Raw genomic sequence first — 18664 nt, forward strand, 5'->3', positions numbered from 1 at the left:
GGGAGGCAGGACTATGACAACCGATACGAAATCTTTGCAGCAAGCATTGAATGAAAGAGTTGAGCAGATTAAAAAAGGGGGCGCGCAGAAATACCATGAGAAAAATGCGGAACAAGGGAAGATGTTCGTCCGGGACCGCTTAAGATTATTATTCGATTCGGATCTTGAAATCGAAGACGGCCAATTCGCGAACTGCATGGCGGGCGATCTTCCTGCTGACGGAGTGGTAACAGGCATGGGGAAGATTAACGGCCAAGTTGTTTGCGTCATGGCGAATGATTCCACAATCAAAGCAGGCTCATGGGGCGCGCGAACAGTGGAAAAAATTATCCGAATCCAAGAAACCGCTGAAAAATTGAATGTGCCGCTCGTTTACTTAGTCGATTCAGCAGGTGCACGAATTACGGATCAAGTCGAAATGTTCCCAGGTCGCCGCGGTGCGGGGAGAATTTTTTACAATCAAGTGAAATTATCCGGTCGTATTCCGCAAATCTGCGTCTTGTTCGGTCCGTCAGCTGCTGGCGGCGCGTATATCCCAGCGTTTTGCGATATCGTCATTATGGTAGACAAAAACGCTTCGATGTACCTTGGATCACCGCGCATGGCGGAAATGGTCATCGGTGAAAAAGTAACACTCGAAGAAATGGGCGGCGCACGAATGCACTGCTCAACTTCAGGATGCGGCGATGTACTCGCAAAAAACGAAGAAGACGCAATCGCAGCGGCGCGAAGATATTTATCGTATTTTCCGGCAAACTTCTCGGAAAAGCCGCCTGTACGTGATGCAGTGGCGCCGAAACAGCTGGATAAGGCACTGGAAGAAATCATTCCGAAAAATGAAAACGCTCCGTTTAATATGCACGACTTGATCAAAGGGATTATCGATGAAGGTTCATTCTTCGAAATTAAGAAACTATTTGCAGGTGAGCTCATTACTGGCCTTGCGCGCATCGACGGAAAAGCGGTCGGCATTATCGCGAACCAGCCGCGCGTTAAAGGCGGCGTGCTATTCCACGACACTGCTGACAAAGCGGCAAAGTTCATCAACCTTTGCGACGCATTCCATATTCCGCTGCTGTTCTTAGTCGACGTGCCTGGATTCATGATCGGAACAAAAGTAGAACGCGCAGGCATCATCCGCCACGGCGCAAAAATGATTTCTGCGATGTCAGAAGCGACTGTACCGAAAATTTCCGTCATTGTCCGCAAAGCATACGGCGCAGGTCTGTACGCCATGGCAGGCCCGGCATTTGAACCGGATGCGTGTTTAGCACTGCCATCCGCTTCCATCGCGGTCATGGGGCCTGACGCAGCTGTCAACGCAGTCTACGCAAACAAAATTGCTGCGTTGCCCGAAGAAGAGCGCGCAGCTTATATTGAAGCGAAACGCAGCGAATACAAAGAAGATATCGACATTTACCATTTAGCTTCCGAAATGATTATTGACGGCATCATCCCAGCAGACTCACTGCGCGATGAGCTGATCACGCGCTATGAAGCGTATGCGACGAAATATATCCAGTTTACAGAACGTAAGCATCCGGTTTATCCGGTGTGATGGAAACAGACAGGTCCCGCGTCACCGAGAGGGACTTTTAATTAACTATTTACGTGTCAGATTCAGCAATTTTCCATTTTCGAAAATGGATATACAAAACGTATACAGACAGCGCGCAAACAATTGCTACTAGTACATTTTTTCATGTCTAATTGAGACGTAATGAAGTGAAATCTAGATACGAATTAAAAAAGCACGGTAACATTGTTAAATCAATGTATACCGTGCTATTTGTATGTGACTTCAACTGGTAACAATAAAATGCCAAAGTATTTCATACAAAAGCCATATAAATTCTTAGCTTATTACCTTTTCTAAATTTATTCGTAATATACTTTGTGAAATGCTGCCCTTTAAAAGTTGTGGGGGATAGAAGGCGCACGAGGAAGACATACTCATTACTACTGACAAATTAAAAATGAGAATATGTCACAACCTGGCTGTTTTTAATTAATGGAATTAGAATGTTTAGATATAAATAGTGAATATTGTTTTGTGCTAAAAAGAATTGATTAAAGTGGAGGAGGAAAAAAGATGGGAAGAGTAGTTCACTTTGAAATTCACGTAGACGACATGGAAAGGGCACAAAAGTTTTATGGAGATGTATTCGGATGGACCTTTCAGGACTGGAGTGAGTATGCAGGGATGCCTTATTGTGGAGCAGTGACTGGTGATAGTGAGCTTGGAGTGGATGGAGCATTGATGCAACGTCAAGGTCCGCGTCCAGAACGTAACCAACCATTAAATGGTTATGCTTGTACTATAGGAGTCGATGATTACCATTCGACTGAAGTGAAAATTCTTGATGGTGGGGGCAGCGTTGCAATACCCAAATATGCGTTGCCAGGAATGGCATGGCAAGGCTATTATTTGGATACCGAGGGTAATATTTTTGGAGTTCATCAACCAGATAAAAATGCAAAATAATTAGGTTGTTTTGTGGGGAATATAATCTTAAACTAAAGAGACATTTTGTTTTGTAATAATTTTACTAGGTTTCATTATTTTAAAGGAGTGATGGATAATGGCTGTCGATATTTATTTAACGTTTAATGGGAATTGTCGTGAAGCGGTTGAGTTTTACGCAGAGGTTTTTGAAACCGAAAAACCTAACTTTATGACTTTCGGAGAAAAATCTCCAAATCCAGAATACCCTCTTCCGGAAGAAGCAAAAAACTTAATTATGCATACTCGTTTAGCTATTGAAGGAAGCACTGTAATGTTTTCAGATACGTTCCCTGGTTCTCCTTTCACGGTTGGAAACAACATTAGCTTAGCTTACCAATGTTTGGAAGCGGAAAAGTTACAAATGGTTTATGAAAAACTAAAAAAAGAGGGAACCGTTGGGATGGAACTTCAAGAGACTTTCTGGTCAAAACTTTATGGCCAGGTCACTGATAAATTCGATGTAATTTGGCAATTGAGTTTAACCAACGAAGATGAAGTTTCTTAACAGCAAACAATCTGAGTCGTAAAGTTTTGCATAGGCGGATGGCAGTTGAACAATTAATTATAAGAGGTGTATGTATGGTTAAAGTTTCGTCTACTAGTTTGAAAATGATAAGAAATTTTGATGTAGATCCTGAAAAAGTATTTGATGCATGGCTAAACCCAGAAATGATGAGAAAGTGGTTTTTCACATTGGAAGGGACAAATAAAGTGACGCGAAATAATCCTCAAGTAGGCGGTGCTTGGGAAATTATTGATCATAGAGGAGGACAAGATTACCGTGCGATTGGGGAATACCTTGAAATTGATCCTCCGAAAAAAATCATGCTCACTTTTAAGATGCCAGAAATGAGCGATTTAAAAGATACAATAACAGTTGAGCTAAAAGAGCTCGAGCAAGGCTGCGAGATGACATTCACACAATTGATCCATGTTGCAGAAGAAGTGAATGGGACAGAGTCTGAAATCGAAAAAGCACTTACAGAAATGCATGATGGCACTGAAGTTGGCTGGAATTATATGTTTATGGGATTGAAGGAATTAGTGGAAACAGGTAGAGTTAGCTATACAGGGTAAAAAAGTTTAGAAAAAAAGAGAGGAAAGTAGAATATGAAAGACGTTAAACCATTTTTAATGTTTCAGGGCGGAACTGCAGAAGAAGCTATGAAATATTACACCTCACTCATCGAAGAATCAGAAATTAAAAGCATAGCGCGTTACGGAGCGGAAGGACCTGGTGAAGAAGGTACAGTGATACAAGCGGTCTTCACGTTAAAAGGACAAGAGTTCATGTGTATCGACAGCCATATTGATCACGAGTTTACATTTACTCCATCTTTTTCTATTTATCTAACGTGTGATACTGAAGAGGAAATTGACAATCTTTATGAAAAAATGATGCAAAATGGCACAGCTCTCATGCCTTTAGATAACTATGGATTCAGTAAAAAATTCGGATGGCTGAATGACCAGTTCGGCATTTCTTGGCAGTTGAACTTACCAGAGTAACTTTTTGCAAATATTGTGCGCGATAAAACATCAGCGAGTGCCTAACTGATAGTAGCAGCGCGTTATCTGGTTTTCATAGCTATACTACTAAATAGTAAAAAAGCTGATCCCATTTATTACATATAAGTGGGGTCAGCTTTTTTGTTGAATCAAAAGTATGTCAAAGCTTCATGAATACATATCTGGTTTCTGTTTTTTGTCTAAGATGAAAGATCACAAGAGGTTTTTTATACATATTTAGCAGTTATTATATGTTCCTAATCAACATATATTTATTGATATTCGATAAATTAAATGGTAAAGTGAGATTTATAATTTAGAAGCTAAGCGAGGTGCTTTTTATGAAACGAGGAACAACACTATTTTTAAAGATAGCTGTCATTTTAATTGGTATTCCAGTTCTTGCTGTGTGCATATTTTTGTTGCCGCAGTTAGCTATTGAGGCAAAAGAAGCTACGGAAAGAGGTTGGGATTTTGCTTATGCAGTATATAGTATTTTAGTAGTCATCTATATTTCGGTGATTCCATTTTATTTTGCCTTGTACCAAACCTTTAACTTATTAAACTTTATCGATGGAAATCAAGCGTTCTCAGAGTTGTCTGTAAGGGCGTTAAAGAAAATCAAATACTGTGCGATCATAATTAGCGGCTTATATGTAGTAGCCCTTCCATTCGTCTTTATCATGGCAGAGATAGACGACGCCCCAGGTCTGGTAATAGTCGGAATGATTCCTATTTTTGCTTCCATGGTGATTGCGGTCTTTGCTGCTGTTCTCCAAAGGCTTTTAAGAGAAGCAATCGATATAAAAGAGGAAAATGATTTAATAGTCTGAGTAGAGGTGAATAACATGGTAATTATCATCAATATTGATGTGATGTTAGCCAAAAGGAAAATGAGTGTTACGGAACTTTCCGAGCGAGTTGGGATTACAATGGCGAACATCTCCATACTGAAAAATGGAAAGGCGAAGGCGATTCGACTATCGACTTTAGATGCGATTTGTAAGGCTTTAGAGTGTCAGCCTGGGGATATATTAGAATACCAAGTAGAAGAAGACACGGAAAGTCCAGCAGAGTAGAAAACGAGTCAATGCAACTGTAAGGCATTTCATTCAACACGATATAATAAAAAAAATATAAATATAGAGCATTTCCTCAAGGACTGGAATGCTCTATATTTTTGTCTAAACTAAAATAAATATATTTAGCCGTTGGGGATCCTTTTTCAAACTATAATTCTAGGTAGAGAAAAAAGAGTAATCGCGATATGATAAGGATAGCTCAAACTTTATTGTTTTTAGTATAAAGTTTGTTATTCGTACAGATCAACGCGTTGTCAGATGTTAAGGGGGAAATAGTTTGGATATTTATCAGGAATTTTCAGCCCGACATTTTGGGGCTTATTTAGATTCGGAAGAGTTTTTGGATTATATGTTGCGTCAATGGTTGCTTAAAGGACGTCATTTGGATGTTTGTCATGTCATCGACCTTCCTTCGTTTACAAAAGTGATGAATGCATGTAGGAATGATGAACGGTACGCATTACTCGTAGAACTGTCAGACTTGTATGAGAGTGAAATTACACTAGCGAGTCAATACAATGAAACATTACTAGCGTTGGCTTATGGTGAAGATTTCGATCCGTTTGAGCTGGATCAGGATACTAGGGCCAAAGGGGATTGGCGATACCATCTTTGGTTCTATTTCTTTAATAACGAAGGACATGTGGCGGAATCCTGGCAACTATTCAATACAAAAATTTATCCGCTATGTGCCACGTTAAATAACGCGCGTGCCGATCATATGCAGACGCTAGCTAGGTACTTTAATGAACTAAGTGTACTAATGGATAAAACGCGCGATCCGGATATTTTAGAGAGTGTGACGAAAAAGACCATCATGAATCTGTATGATTTGTTTTTACAAGTGGCTCATAATGATACAATGATCGACTTTGCAACGAAGCGAAGTTTTTGTGAACGCTTGATTCATATGATGAAATATAAAGAGATGCACAGGGTTGGTCTGGAATTCTATATCACATTCAATGATCTATTCGATTTGAATGATATTCCCACTGTCATTAGCTTGGTGAATCTATCTAAGTCTGCATATGATTATCATGCAGTGCATGTTCTGCATGGTGATATTCAAGCAATTCAATATCGCATCGAGAAATATAAAGGGGATATCGTTTCGCAATTAACGAAAATTTCCGAGTACATATTACGAATGAAGAATGTTATTGAAGAGCAACATGGTGGAAAGATTCATGAAGACTCCTTTATACAAGCTGATTTCAACTTTTTCTTTTATGAATGTGGAATTGAAGAAATGTGTACAGCTAATTTCTCCGAGTTGCCGTTTGAAGATCAAGATAGTATAGTAAGAAATTTATTGAACGCAATGATTTGCTTTTATAAAGCGGATAAAACATTAACATCAGAAGAAGGCAAGGTAAAAGAACCAGCATTGAACTTATTGATTGGCTGGGAATTGGGTAATGAAGGTATGAAGTTGAGAAACCGTGTTCTCTCTTTGGTACCTGATGTAGGAATCGAATACCGCGAAATCATGACTTCAGATGCATTGATTCAATTAGATGAATGTCTGACAGAGTTCTACTTGCATGACCTGTCTCCAAATGTAGAAGCAATCATACAAAAATCTGAGCAATATGATCTTGAACCAATCGATTCTAAACAGGCGTTGACGCTGCTGGAAGAGACCTTTACATCACTTCATCACCATAGTGCGCTAATTTTCGGTGAGGAAGAAAAAGAACGCTTTGAAAAGTCGGCCAAACAGTTACCTCGCTTGTTGAAATCTAATGAAGTGAAACGACTCTTAATGTTTGCTGAAGTGAAATGGCGTGAATTAGAAAATGCCTATAAGCCAGAAAGTCAACAGTCCAGTCAAAAAGCCGCTTTTATTATAGCAGACTATGTAAAAGCAGTGGAAGAGTACCTTAGTCATGTCTTAGTTAGTAATAGAGTAACCAAACAGACGATGCCTTTAATAGATGTGGCGATGCCTGAATCAGGACTAACTTCTGTCGAAATTGGCAGTGAAGAGTACTATCACTACGCCACTCTTGGTAGTTTCTATCATTATCTTAGCGCAAATGGTACTAGTCTACTGAAAAGAAATGTAGATAAAGTACAGGTTGTAGAGTACCTGACACATTGGGTGAACAGTATTCGCACATCTTCGTTTGATCAAAAGAATGAGTTGGAAATCGAAACAGCACAAGTCTTACGAAGAGAAACCATTGTCTTACTAAGACGTTTGGTTGCAGACTTGGCGGATTAATCATCAAGCTGTAAACAAACGACGAAACTTAAATCGGATCGGTAGTTACCTACTCGGTGTGGTGTATAGTCTAGTTAACTTAAACTATAAAATTCGAGAATGGCGAGATGAAGATTGTTGAAATGGGTGGGTAGTTAAAGTGCGAAAGGTCTAAAAATGAAAGAACACACAAAACCTCATTGGTTTTGTGTGTTCTTTTTATTGTACTTCTAAATGAGCATTTCGGATCGTCAAATATTGACCATTCGATATATTGATGGACGTTTCACCTTCTACTACGTCACTTATGAGAAGATCCATCATATCTTGCCGGCTATTTTTGCTGATTTCATAAAATCCTATATCGCTTTGATCATCTACCAACAATGTATAGGAACCAGCTGGGAGATCTGTACCCACTTTGTATTGGCCATCCTTATATATTCCATTAGCGGGTTTTATACTAGGTGCGGAAGCTACAGGATACATTTCTCCACCTTTTAATGTAAAGTTTTCTCCTTCGTGTAATGTGACATACGTGTGGGAACGTCCATCCAGTGCAACGTTAAATACAATACTGTCAGGATTTCCTGATTGATCTTTTGTATTTTCCAGTAGTGTAATACCATTAGAGAAAACTAAATATTCTCCCGGTTCGATGTCAGTTCCTACCTGATATGTACCACCCGTTATAGAAGTCGTAGGTGACGGAGCAGTTTGTTTTTCTGGTATAGCTGGCTTGGGTACGGTTGTTGATGGCTGTGTCGAAGGTGCATCTGAAACGGTGTTGGATTGTTCTGTAGCCGGTTTCGTTGATGGTTCTTTTATTGCTATTTCCGGTTCTCTTACATCTTTTTCGGTTTCATTCATTTTAGGCTGTTCTTTCTCGGGGTGTTCTGTGAGTGTTGTTTTAGTAGATGGTTCCGTTGTTGTATCCTGTATCAAAGTTTCTGATGATGCTGGCTTGTCTGTTGTAGTTTCGGGTGTTTCTTTGTTGCTCGCAATGGCAATAATTAGCGCTATCAGCAATACGGCTGCACTAGCCACGGACCACCACAATTGTTTTTTGTTCATATAGTATGTAACCTCACTTTTTTCATTATATCTATATGATACATGATAGTACTTTACAGAATCTACCTATTAGCTTTCTGGTTATATAGGAAATTTGATTGTTTATCAGTTGAGCTATACATAATAAAGTGTACAGTTGCTATTGTTTAGTTTTATTTTCTTTAAGTGGTATATTACTTTGCAAATGACTATTCACGTGCTAAACTACAAGTACAACTCAATAGACTTTGACTTTATGTCAAAGGGGAGTAGCTATAGGGAAACCTATTTCACAATCGTCAGTACATGGTTTACTACCATCGGTTGTGATAGCAAAATTTTGCTTAGCGAGACCTTTGCCTTTTATTAGGCAATGGTCTTTTTTTGTTGGCAAAAATTAGAGGAGGAAAATGAATGGAAGCAATTTTATTGGAGTATGCATGGGTTTTGTTAGTATTGATCGCGTTGGAAGGATTATTAGCTGCAGATAACGCGGTAGTCATGGCAGTTATGGTTAAACACTTGCCGAGGATGCAACAAAAGAAAGCTTTGTTCTATGGATTAATCGGAGCATTTGTATTCCGGTTTGCAGCGCTGTTCATGATCACAATGTTAGTTAATGTATGGCAGATCCAAGCGCTTGGGGCAGCGTACTTATTGTTTATCGCAATCAAACATATTTACGATCAGAAAAAGGGGAAAGAGCATTCTATAGAACCTGAAGCGACTAAGGGTTCTGGTTTTTGGATGACTGTATTGAAAGTAGAATTAGCGGATATTGCTTTTGCGGTGGATTCAATGCTCGCTGCAGTGGCATTGGCCATCACATTGCCTCCATTAGGAGATATGGTGATAGGTGGAATTAATGGAGGCCAGTTTAGCGTCATGCTGGCCGGTGGATTGGTCGGGCTCGTCATTATGCGATTCGCTGCTCATAAGTTCGTCCAGTTGCTAGCTAATTATCCGCAATTAGAGACAACGGCTTTCGTTATTGTCGGATGGGTGGGAGTCAAGTTGACCGTCCTAACGTTAGCGCATGAAAAATTAGGATTCTTACCACTAGATTTTCCACACTCCACTGAATGGAAACTGATTTTCTGGGGAGTTTTAGTGGCGATTGTAGTGATAGGTGCCTTAATAAGTATTAAGGAAAAACGAGCTCTGAAAGTATAATGTATAGTTCTGACAATAGATAAGCGATTTCGCGAATTAGATAGGAATCTCCCATTAAAATAGATGGGAGATTTTTTTATGTGATATTCTTAATTAGACAGTTTATATATTAATTAACACGAAAATATTAATAGTATGTAAAGAAAAGCGTAGACAGTATAATCGAAAGGGGGTTCCTCTTACTATTGATGACATTCAAATTCCAAGAACATTTACCCTCCGTGCCAATTCCTGAGCTTGAAGATACGAAAAGGAAACTGCTGGAGGCGATTGAACCATTAATTAGTGGAGAAGAATTCGAAGAAACAAAGAAAGTTGTTCAACAGTTTTTTGAAGAAAGCGGAGAAGCGCAACTACTTCAAGAAAAGCTTCAGATTTGGCAAGAAAATATCGCAGGCAGTTGGCTAAAACCATTTTGGGATAATGTCTATCTGACATCCCGCGATTCGTTACATACAGGCAGTAATTTTAATGTTTTACTCGACAATCAGCAATATCCACTACGCACAATTGCAGAGTTAGCTGGTAAAGTGAGTCGATCCGTAGCGGAGTTTTATCATACGATCATTGATGAAAAAGCCGCCCCTGAAATGTCGCGGGGAATGCCGCTCGACATGAGTCAGTATCCTAACTTCTTCCGATCTGTCCGAATTCCCAAAACTCACCGGGATGGTCATTACGTCGCGGAATACTCGAAAGTGGAAAATCATATTTGCCTGTTAACTAATGGTCATATCTACTCGATTCCTGTCACCAATCAACGCGGTATAATGTATTCCAGTGAGTCTTTGTCGAGTTTAATTGAATCGATTCTTTCATTAAAAGAGCCAGCGGGAAAAAACGTAGGGATTTTCACTACTACAAATAGAAATAAAGCAGCGGATATTTATCAACAACTTTCAGTAACTACAGTCAATGCTGAAAATCTACAAAGCATAGCGGATTCTCTAGTCGTCCTATCTATAGATAAAGAAAGTACAAATTCCGATGAAGCGATACAAAATTTATTACTGGGCGGCAAAAATAAATACTTTGATAAGACATTGCAAATCGTCATTACTAAGGCGGGCGAGGTTGGATATAGTGTGGAACATACGGCAGTGGATGGAACTACGAGTTTCGCTGTAATACAATATGTACAAGACCAGCTCACTTCAACGGATACAGAAAATATCAAAACGAAAGAGCAGCCTGAAGCAGAAAAGTTGGATTGGATTTTATCGTCTGAATTACTGGAAGAACTCAACGTATTGGAAACAGAAAATGAAAAAACCGTTCAAAATTATTTTATTCATGTACAAAATTTTGATGCGTTTGGTACCGATGAAATAAAACAACTTGGATTCAGTCCGGATTCATTTTTCCATATGGCGCTGCAAGTTGCTCAATATAAAACATTCGCTACGATGCGCAGCACATATGAAGCGGTGTCGATGCGCTTATTCAAGGAAGGAAGAACGGAATGCATACGTCCTTCAAGCACAGAAAATCTGGCATTGGCTAAAGCGATAGTAGAGGATCCACTAGAACCCGCGATAGTATATCGATTAATGCAACATGCAAGTACTGCACATTCCGCACGTTTAAAAGAAGCACGAAAAGGGTTTGGTGTGGAAAGACATCTATTTGGATTACAAGAAATATTTTCACAGTTTGAAGATGAGCTTGGGATAGAAAAATCACCTGCACTATTTTCTGATCCTGGCTATTTAAAAATGCGTCATGATATTATTTCCACTAGTAATATGACACATCCCGAAGTCAAAAGTTGTGTGTTTGGACCAGTAGTCGAGGACGGCTATGGAATTTTTTATGTCTTACTGAAGAATCGATTGATAGTAAACTTTTCAAGTTTTAGCCGGAATGAACAGGATGCTAAGCTTCTCGTAAGAAACCTTGATGGAGCACTAAAAGAACTGCGAGATATCGTATTAGCTGTCAAGTAAGGCATGTATAATGGAGAGTGAAATAATGAAAGCTGTAGAATTATATTTAGCGAATTACTTCAATGGAATTGAACTAGCACCCGCTTTATTTTACGAAACAAATAAAGCTATACGCTTTGAAATTTCAGAGTCTATTGCATATGATGAACCGGATTTTTTAAAACAAGCATTCTACCGCTCCATTACTTTATTCGAGGCGTTATTTAGAGACGAGGATGACATCATTCTAGTCACTGATGTTCATACAAACAATGATTTCCTACGTGCAAAACCGTTACATGTCTATTCCAAATATGTAAAACGAAAAGATTTGTTATATAAATTGCGGTTTTCGACGGTTCCTAATCTCTATGGCGATGAGGAAGAACTTGTAACGCATCGTTTTTCGCTTTCTTGTAAGAAACGGGATGTTCGGTATAGGCAATTGCTGAAAGCGATTTGTTATGAAGATTTCGCCGATCCGACAACGATTTTAAAACATAATCCTGAAAGTGGGTATGATATATTCTTTATTAATCAATCGAAGAATATCATTTATCACCTATATGATGATCGCGGGTGTGATATCATAGCGTCTGACAAGGAATCCATTAGATTTCTCTATGAACAATATACTGACTGGATTCTTGATTATGATAAGCAGGAAGTGGATGAAGACTTTTCGTTGAATAATTACAGCTAAACTCGATTCCTCGAAAGATAGATTTTTCGCTTTAAGTCTAAGAAAAGAAATCAGCAATCTGGTTTGATTAATGGTATACTTGCAAAGTATAATTTACAAGCGAGTAGGTGAAAGACGTGATAGAGATAAAACTTTCTCCAATTGGCGAAGGGGAGTTCAATAGAGGCGTATTCGCAACATGCGATATTAAAAAAGGACAGCTGTTACACGAGGCACCAGTTATTCCCTATCCAAATGAGCAACATCAACATATTGAAAAAACCGTTCTAGCTGACTATGCTTTCGAATATGGAGAAAACCATTCGGCTGTCCTACTTGGCTACGGAATGTTATTTAATCATTCCTATGAACCAAATGCGACCTATGATATTAATTTTGATCATCATACATTTGATTTCTCTGCCTACAAAGATATTAAAGCTGGAGAAGAGATTTTGATCAATTATAATGGTGATGTGGACGATGATGAGCAATTATGGTTTAATGACGATTATAATGGCACAGCTAACGATTAATCATAAGCATGAGAACACTTTGAATCAGTATATGGATTAAAGTGATTCTCATTTCTATCATGTCCTAGTAGCTCAGCTGGATAGAGCAACGCCCTCCTAAGGCGTAGGTCGGGGGTTCGAATCCCTTCTAGGACGTCATCAAGCCAGTTGAGAAGAAGGTTAGAATTTTAAAAAGCGCTACACATGTTGTACAAACAACATGTGTAGCGCTTTTTGTTGTTGGAGAAGGCATTATAAAAGTTTAGGACATGAAACCATACATGAGCCCTGAAGTTAATCCGAGCAACAATAGGTAATGTGTTATCCTCTTTCCTTTCTGGGTCTTGCAAGTCAGAACGATAATTTTTTGAAATCTTTACAATTGGAGTTTAATAAAGTAAAAAAGAGTATAAAGTACTACCCGTAGTAATGGAGAATAATACAAAATTAGTAGAGTAGTTTTCAGACATAGTAGTTTTTATTAAGGATTTTGATGAGGTAGGAAGTTTTACTGTTTTCGAAAAATGACATAACATCAGTCATTTACCTAAAAGTTTACCTGAAATAGTTTTACTTTAAGTCTATTTAATTTTAAAGTGTATATCCAATGTATAGGGAGCAGTCGAAAGTGATGTTAAGTACTCTTTTGTACCTATTTTTGTTGGAAATATTAATTATTTAATGTTTGAATATTTTTAATATTCTTGACATATAAAAGCGGGTGTCTATAATGTAAAACACAGTTGTCGTTTAAAAACTGTTATACAAATTGGGTATTTCATCCGCTTCAGCAAATTAGTGATTAGATGGAGAATTGGAAGGTGATGTAGGATTTTGCGATATGAATCTCTCTATAAATGATAGCGCTATCATTTGGCGAAAACTTTATTGAAGTATTCGTATTTGAATGTAGTGATCTACACTAGTAAGAACACACGCTGTTTGAATGAATTTGTAGCATACTAATTGATAGGGTGGTTATGTAATGAAGCGTTCAATGAAAGTACTTATGCATATGACACTTATTTTAGTTCTGATTTTCTTATCTGCCTGCTCAAAAGAAGATGTATTATTAGGTGAAAAAGTGCAAAGTGTTTCCAAAGCTGTTAAAGTCCATCGCGATGAATTTGGGGTTCCACATATATATGCAGACTCGATGGAAGACTTATACAAAGCTTATGGTTATGTGATGGCACAAGATCGACTATTTCAGCTAGAGATGTTTAAACGGGCAAATGAAGGCACAGCTGCGGAGGTATTTGGGGAAGAGTATCTAGCGCATGATGAAAAGATGCGACGTGATGGACACACTGATGAGGCGATTCAAAAAATGATCGATACAATGGATCCCTTTGCGAAGGAAATTATTGAATATTTTTCAAGTGGGATTGATCGCTATGTCGAAGAAGCCCTTGAGGATCCCGAAAGTAAATTATCAAAGGAATTTTCTGAGTATGATTTGAAGCCTAAAAATTGGACCAGTGTAGATGTTCTTCGCTTGTACATGGCTTCTATGACGGCCTTCATGGATCAAGAGCAGGAGCTTGAAAATGCTACTATTTATGCCAAATTGTTAGATGAATACGATGAAGAAAAGGCGCAAGCCATTTTTAATGATATGGTTTGGATAAACGATCCGGACGCACCAACAAGTTCGGACAGCGATGCTTCGATTGGTGAAGGAACGCCATTTGCAAATGTTAAAACGCTAGAGCAAGTCGCGTTCGCGGGCGAGACTGTCTCGTCGATGCGAGAAGATTTTATTGAGAAAAGGCAAGAGCTGGGGGTCCCATTAAAAGTAGGTAGTAATGCCGCGATTATTGGCGCTTCAAAATCTAAATCTGGTAATCCCATCATGTTTGGTGGACCACAAGTAGGTTTTACAGCACCGGGCTTTATTTATGAAGTCGGGCTTCACGGTCCAGATCTTGATATTCAAGGTTCATCATTTATTGGATATCCATTCATTATGTTTGGTGCGACGAATGACTTTGCCTTTACAGCAACTGCTGGCTATGGTGATGTGTCGGATATTTTTGAAGAAGAAGTAAATCCCAATAACCCAAATGAGTATAAGTTCAATGGGAAATGGGTGGAATTTGAAAAAAGAACGGAAAGTATTGATGTGAAAAAAGATGGTGGAGAGATAGAAACTGTTACTCGGGAATTTCACGAGAGTGTTCATGGTCCCGTTATATTTAAAGATGATGACAATCATATTGCTTATAGTAAAAAATGGGCATTTCGAGGAACTGAAGCAGACAGTTGGGCAGCTTATGTAAAGATGAACTATGCAACGAATCAAGAAGAATTTGCGAAAGCTGCAAGGGAGTATACCATGTCATTGAATTGGTTTTATGCTGATAAAAACGATGAAATTGCTTACTATCATGTCGGTCAAATACCTGAGCGGGATGAGCGTGTAGATTGGCGTTTCCCCACACCAGGAACGGGTGAATATGAGTGGAAAGGTTTTCTAGACACAGCGGATAATCCACACGAGATCAATCCTGAACGTGGTTTTGTAGCGAATTGGAATAACAAACCTGCGCCAAACTGGAATACGAATGAACAAAACTATATGTGGGGGGCAGATCACCGGAATCATCAGTTTATTGATAGAATTAGTGCACGAAACAAGTTATCGATTGAAGATGTAAATGAAGTCAACTATGAAACGAGCTTTGTCAATTTGAAGACACGTTGGTTCAAGCCATTTTTGCTAGATGCTCTTTCAACGAAAGTAGATAGCCACCGTAAATATGAGACAGCTATCTCCATTCTAGAGGATTGGAATAATTTAAATGAAGATAAAAACAATGATGGCTACTATGATTCACCCGGCGCAACAATTATGAAGGCTTGGTGGGATCAGTTCTTTATGAATGTTACAGAAGAAGACATTGGTAAATTTTACGAAGAGATGAGACCGTTCGTAGATCATCGATCAGGTGGATCAGGCTTATTGTCTCGCCTCATTCAAGGAGATAAAGCAGCATTACAAGTAGAAAATGATTGGTTAAAGGGACGTAACCTTGAAGAAATTGCACGTGAAAGTTTCGATCAAGTTGTAGTGGATCTGGAAAAAGAATATGGCGCATCAATGAAAGAGTGGATCATGCCGATTGAGACGATGACATTCGGCGCTGAATCCCTTATAGGAGTGCCGCATGGACTAGGAGATCAGCAACCTATTATTTTAATGAATCGCGGAAGTGAAAATCATTTTGTTGAAATGACAGAGAATGGCCCTGTAGGCATGAATGTTACACCACCTGGCCAGATCGGTTTCATTAGACAAGACGGTGAGTATTCTCAACATTATAAGGATCAGATTGAAATGTTTAAAAACTTTGAGTATAAACAAATGCTCTTTGAAAAAGAGGATGTACTAGATAATTCCGTTGAGACATTTGAGATTGATTTTGAAGAAGAGTCATAAGGTGAGTGAAGAATTTGCTATGAAAGAACTGTATGGAGGAACTGAGAAGAAAAAGTGTTTGTTTCTTCTCAGTTTTTTAATTTGAAACGGGTATGGATCAGTTTTAAGTATGATGTGAATAGTCCATACTCTTTCTAATTAAGGTTCTGCATAATAGAATATGTACAAATTGGAGATTTACGACTAACAATAGGTGGTACATTTGATTTGGAAGTGGCAGCAGAAGCACAGCGGCGATTGCAAAATAGAAAGACAATGGGGAATTAGTATTGACAACGTAAAAATAAGCTGTTCCGGTCGGTTGAATGACTGGAACAGCTTATTTTTCTGTGAGACTATATCGTTCTAGTATTGTTGATTTTGACTATCTTCAGGATCTGTTGCATATTCTCCATATTGTTCACTTTCGTCGTTTACTGATTCATCCTCTACTGATAAAAACTCGCGTAATGCTTGTTTGTTTTGTTCTAGGTTAATCTCAAGAACAGCACCAACTTCTGTGCGCAAGTCCCCAAATGATCCTTCTACCGGAATACGCAGTGATTCCATTTCGTTATCCTTTCCACCAGTCAACATACCTTTAGCAATTGTAAAGATCGTTTTACTGTCGATGTTCGTATCAATGTATGGATCAATAACGCCCATTAATTTCGGTATATTGACGAGTGTCTGTAAACTCATCGCTTCGTCTTTTAGTTTCCCTAACGCTTCTTGTTGACGTTGCACGCGACCGTAATCACTGTGGATGTCGTGGCGGAATCGTACGTAACCGAGTAATTGATCCCCGTTCAATTTTTGTTGTCCGGGATAGAGAGTTAAACCTAGGCCGTGTGACATCTCATATGGAATATCGACTTCAATACCGTCAGGAGCGATTACATCGACGATTTTTGAGAAACCTTCGAAATTAACAATCGCATAATATTGTACATCTACATCGAAATTTTGCTTGATCGTTTGTCGTACTAATTCAGGTCCTCCAAGTGCATAAGCGGCATTAATCTTTTCCATACCATGACCCGGAATATCGACGTATATATCACGCATCAACGAGATTAATTTCACTTTGTTTGTTGTTTGATCGTAGTGACCGATCATCAAAGCGTCTGAACGAGTGTCATCTTCGTCGCCTCTCGCATCATCACCGATCAACAATACGTTAATTTCTCCAAATTGTGATTCGCCACCTTCAAAGTCGTCAAAAGCGGAATCGCTAGTAGAAAAAGTATTACTACTGTCGCTAAGTTCTGTATGTATTTCATTTGTTTTGCCACCGCTCGCAAACGATAAGCCGTTTGAATATTGTGCAGTGACGTATCCGCCACCCGCTAACAGTAGCAAAGTGAATACCATGAATATTAACCGTTTATATTTTCTCTTAAGTTTTTTCTTACGACGCTTTCCAGTCTCTCTGTTTTCCATTAATGTCACACCTACTCATTTGATTATGAATTCTTTGTTAGTACGCTTGAAGCAATTTGGACCGCGATCGCATCATCCAGATACCCGACCGCAAAAATGTAGTCCGGGATGACATCTACAGGAATGATAAAGTATAATAATGCGCTGCCGATAATGGCTAGATCACGTTTTGCAACATCTTGCATTTTAAACCGTGTAAATAATTCTTTCATTTGATCGACGAATGGACCTACTCCGCCAGCCAGTTTTAACTTGTTATCGAAGTCATGTAGAATTCTTTCTCTTCCTTCAGTGCTTTGAACATATGCTTCGTAACTTGCAAGTTGATGTTCGACTTTTTCAATAGAGATATCCGCAGATAGAAGTTCTGATGTTTCGACCAGTTGTTGAATCGTTTCATCGTATGTAGAATGGATCACATGTTTATGATCAACCGGATAGCCTGCCGCGTGAAGTAACTTGGCTAATGGAATTTCTAAAATTATTGCGAATTTCTCTAGATGATCCAGTGTTGCTTTGCGCTTTTCATTAATGATTCTGGAGATGGTTGAAGTGTCAATATCTGTAAGTTCGCTTAGTTTGCGCATGGACAATGAACGATCTTCTAAAACATCACGCAACAACTGCCCGACAGACAGACCAAGACTACTTTCTGACATGACACTACCCCTCCAATTCTACTACACCGGTAAAAATATGTACTTCTCTCAAAATAATAAATGTTTGTTGGCAAATTGTCAACGGTTATAAGCAAGGATCTTTTTTTGTCGAAAAACGTCTGCCGCTAATTATAGCAAAGCTTGACCGAATCACAATCCATAGGCTTTATCGTATGGTTATTTTCACGTTCTGATCAGTATGGCCCTCAGTACGGTTGGCCAAGTATCATGCAGCCAATCGTTCCGGAAGTAATGACGGAACATATAGAAAATAGTTTCAATAGGATCCGAACTGAAGTGAGAAGTTTTGCAGGTGATAGGCATTTGGGATATATATTCGAAGATGGACCAAAAGATCACAGGGGATTACGGTACTGTATTAACAGTGCATCGATTGAATTTGCACCGCTTAAAAGAAATGGTAGCTAAAGTCTATCTGACAATTTACGTAAAATAATAAACGACGAATACAATAGAAGGAAAGGAG

Annotated in this window: 17 protein-coding genes and 1 tRNA gene; 15 read left to right on the forward strand and 3 right to left on the reverse strand. The window is 38.8% G+C overall.

The window, feature by feature from the left end:
• Nucleotides 1-13: 13 nt before the first annotated feature.
• From CSV75_RS01920 to CSV75_RS01955, 8 genes are all read left to right on the forward strand, one after another.
• Nucleotides 14-1558, forward strand: coding sequence for an acyl-CoA carboxylase subunit beta (locus CSV75_RS01920; protein WP_099674518.1), 1545 nt, complete (start codon nt 14-16; stop codon nt 1556-1558).
• A 534-nt stretch (nt 1559-2092) separates the two neighbouring features.
• Nucleotides 2093-2485: a VOC family protein gene (locus CSV75_RS01925; RefSeq protein ID WP_099674519.1), complete on the forward strand. Its 393-nt coding sequence runs from the start codon at nt 2093-2095 to the stop codon at nt 2483-2485.
• 97 nt (nt 2486-2582) lie between these two features.
• Nucleotides 2583-3011, forward strand: a complete 429-nt coding sequence (locus CSV75_RS01930) for a VOC family protein (protein WP_099674520.1) — start codon at nt 2583-2585, stop codon at nt 3009-3011.
• Nucleotides 3012-3085: 74 nt separating this feature from the next.
• A complete protein-coding gene (locus tag CSV75_RS01935) occupies nt 3086-3583 on the forward strand; it encodes an SRPBCC family protein (protein WP_099674521.1) in 498 nt (165 codons plus the stop codon).
• Nucleotides 3584-3616: 33 nt separating this feature from the next.
• Nucleotides 3617-4015: a VOC family protein gene (locus tag CSV75_RS01940; protein ID WP_099674522.1), complete on the forward strand. Its 399-nt coding sequence runs from the start codon at nt 3617-3619 to the stop codon at nt 4013-4015.
• Between the two features lie 341 nt (nt 4016-4356).
• On the forward strand, nt 4357-4848 hold the full coding sequence (locus CSV75_RS01945; protein WP_099674523.1) for a DUF2975 domain-containing protein: 492 nt from the start codon (nt 4357-4359) through the stop codon (nt 4846-4848).
• Nucleotides 4849-4863: 15 nt separating this feature from the next.
• A complete protein-coding gene (locus CSV75_RS01950) occupies nt 4864-5094 on the forward strand; it encodes a helix-turn-helix domain-containing protein (RefSeq protein WP_099674524.1) in 231 nt (76 codons plus the stop codon).
• Between the two features lie 280 nt (nt 5095-5374).
• Nucleotides 5375-7327, forward strand: a complete 1953-nt coding sequence (locus CSV75_RS01955; protein WP_099674525.1) for a hypothetical protein — start codon at nt 5375-5377, stop codon at nt 7325-7327.
• A 198-nt stretch (nt 7328-7525) separates the two neighbouring features.
• Here CSV75_RS01955 and CSV75_RS01960 read toward each other — a convergent pair whose 3' ends face one another.
• Complete coding sequence (locus CSV75_RS01960) at nt 7526-8380, reverse strand: hypothetical protein (protein WP_099674526.1); 855 nt, start codon at nt 8378-8380, stop codon at nt 7526-7528.
• Between the two features lie 393 nt (nt 8381-8773).
• Here CSV75_RS01960 and CSV75_RS01965 point away from each other — a divergent pair, with 393 nt between their 5' ends.
• From CSV75_RS01965 to CSV75_RS01990, 6 genes are all read left to right on the forward strand, one after another.
• Nucleotides 8774-9532, forward strand: coding sequence for a TerC family protein (locus tag CSV75_RS01965; RefSeq protein ID WP_099674527.1), 759 nt, complete (start codon nt 8774-8776; stop codon nt 9530-9532).
• 188 nt (nt 9533-9720) lie between these two features.
• On the forward strand, nt 9721-11478 hold the full coding sequence (locus tag CSV75_RS01970; RefSeq protein WP_099674528.1) for a choline/carnitine O-acyltransferase: 1758 nt from the start codon (nt 9721-9723) through the stop codon (nt 11476-11478).
• 25 nt (nt 11479-11503) lie between these two features.
• Nucleotides 11504-12160: a DUF3885 domain-containing protein gene (locus CSV75_RS01975; protein ID WP_233191566.1), complete on the forward strand. Its 657-nt coding sequence runs from the start codon at nt 11504-11506 to the stop codon at nt 12158-12160.
• Between the two features lie 116 nt (nt 12161-12276).
• Nucleotides 12277-12675, forward strand: coding sequence for an SET domain-containing protein (locus tag CSV75_RS01980; RefSeq protein WP_099674530.1), 399 nt, complete (start codon nt 12277-12279; stop codon nt 12673-12675).
• A 61-nt stretch (nt 12676-12736) separates the two neighbouring features.
• Nucleotides 12737-12810: transfer RNA gene (locus CSV75_RS01985), tRNA-Arg, on the forward strand.
• Nucleotides 12811-13639: 829 nt separating this feature from the next.
• Nucleotides 13640-16096 (forward strand): penicillin acylase family protein, encoded by a 2457-nt coding sequence (locus CSV75_RS01990; RefSeq protein ID WP_099674531.1) that lies wholly within the window; start codon nt 13640-13642, stop codon nt 16094-16096.
• Nucleotides 16097-16441: 345 nt separating this feature from the next.
• Here the strand turns inward: CSV75_RS01990 and CSV75_RS01995 are convergent, their stop codons facing one another.
• Both CSV75_RS01995 and CSV75_RS02000 read right to left on the reverse strand, forming a co-directional pair.
• Nucleotides 16442-17518, reverse strand: a complete 1077-nt coding sequence (locus CSV75_RS01995; RefSeq protein ID WP_099672862.1) for an LCP family protein — start codon at nt 17516-17518, stop codon at nt 16442-16444.
• A 23-nt stretch (nt 17519-17541) separates the two neighbouring features.
• Nucleotides 17542-18177, reverse strand: a complete 636-nt coding sequence (locus CSV75_RS02000; protein WP_099629773.1) for a DUF1232 domain-containing protein — start codon at nt 18175-18177, stop codon at nt 17542-17544.
• Between the two features lie 228 nt (nt 18178-18405).
• On the opposite strand from CSV75_RS02000, the gene CSV75_RS16725 reads away from it, so the two are divergent.
• Nucleotides 18406-18606, forward strand: coding sequence for a peptide-methionine (R)-S-oxide reductase (locus CSV75_RS16725; protein WP_369825349.1), 201 nt, complete (start codon nt 18406-18408; stop codon nt 18604-18606).
• Nucleotides 18607-18664 lie beyond the last annotated feature (58 nt).

The sequence above is a fragment of the Sporosarcina sp. P18a genome, from assembly GCF_002743135.1.
Classification (GTDB): Bacteria; Bacillota; Bacilli; order Bacillales_A; family Planococcaceae; genus Sporosarcina.

Excerpts from the sequence above, each read along its gene's own strand:
- CSV75_RS01925 (WP_099674519.1), top strand. The coding sequence starts at position 2,093 with ATGGGAAGAGTAGTTCACTTTGAAATTCACGTAGACGACATGGAAAGG.
- CSV75_RS01940 (WP_099674522.1), top strand. The coding sequence starts at position 3,617 with ATGAAAGACGTTAAACCATTTTTAATGTTTCAGGGCGGAACTGCAGAA.
- CSV75_RS01930 (WP_099674520.1), top strand. The coding sequence starts at position 2,583 with ATGGCTGTCGATATTTATTTAACGTTTAATGGGAATTGTCGTGAAGCG.
- CSV75_RS01960 (WP_099674526.1), bottom strand. The coding sequence starts at position 8,380 with ATGAACAAAAAACAATTGTGGTGGTCCGTGGCTAGTGCAGCCGTATTG.
- CSV75_RS01945 (WP_099674523.1), top strand. The coding sequence starts at position 4,357 with ATGAAACGAGGAACAACACTATTTTTAAAGATAGCTGTCATTTTAATT.
- CSV75_RS01990 (WP_099674531.1), top strand. The coding sequence starts at position 13,640 with ATGAAGCGTTCAATGAAAGTACTTATGCATATGACACTTATTTTAGTT.
- CSV75_RS01970 (WP_099674528.1), top strand. The coding sequence starts at position 9,721 with ATGACATTCAAATTCCAAGAACATTTACCCTCCGTGCCAATTCCTGAG.
- CSV75_RS01965 (WP_099674527.1), top strand. The coding sequence starts at position 8,774 with ATGGAAGCAATTTTATTGGAGTATGCATGGGTTTTGTTAGTATTGATC.
- CSV75_RS01995 (WP_099672862.1), bottom strand. The coding sequence starts at position 17,518 with ATGGAAAACAGAGAGACTGGAAAGCGTCGTAAGAAAAAACTTAAGAGA.
- CSV75_RS01935 (WP_099674521.1), top strand. The coding sequence starts at position 3,086 with ATGGTTAAAGTTTCGTCTACTAGTTTGAAAATGATAAGAAATTTTGAT.
- CSV75_RS01975 (WP_233191566.1), top strand. The coding sequence starts at position 11,504 with ATGAAAGCTGTAGAATTATATTTAGCGAATTACTTCAATGGAATTGAA.
- CSV75_RS16725 (WP_369825349.1), top strand. The coding sequence starts at position 18,406 with ATGCAGCCAATCGTTCCGGAAGTAATGACGGAACATATAGAAAATAGT.
- CSV75_RS01920 (WP_099674518.1), top strand. The coding sequence starts at position 14 with ATGACAACCGATACGAAATCTTTGCAGCAAGCATTGAATGAAAGAGTT.
- CSV75_RS01950 (WP_099674524.1), top strand. The coding sequence starts at position 4,864 with ATGGTAATTATCATCAATATTGATGTGATGTTAGCCAAAAGGAAAATG.
- CSV75_RS02000 (WP_099629773.1), bottom strand. The coding sequence starts at position 18,177 with ATGTCAGAAAGTAGTCTTGGTCTGTCTGTCGGGCAGTTGTTGCGTGAT.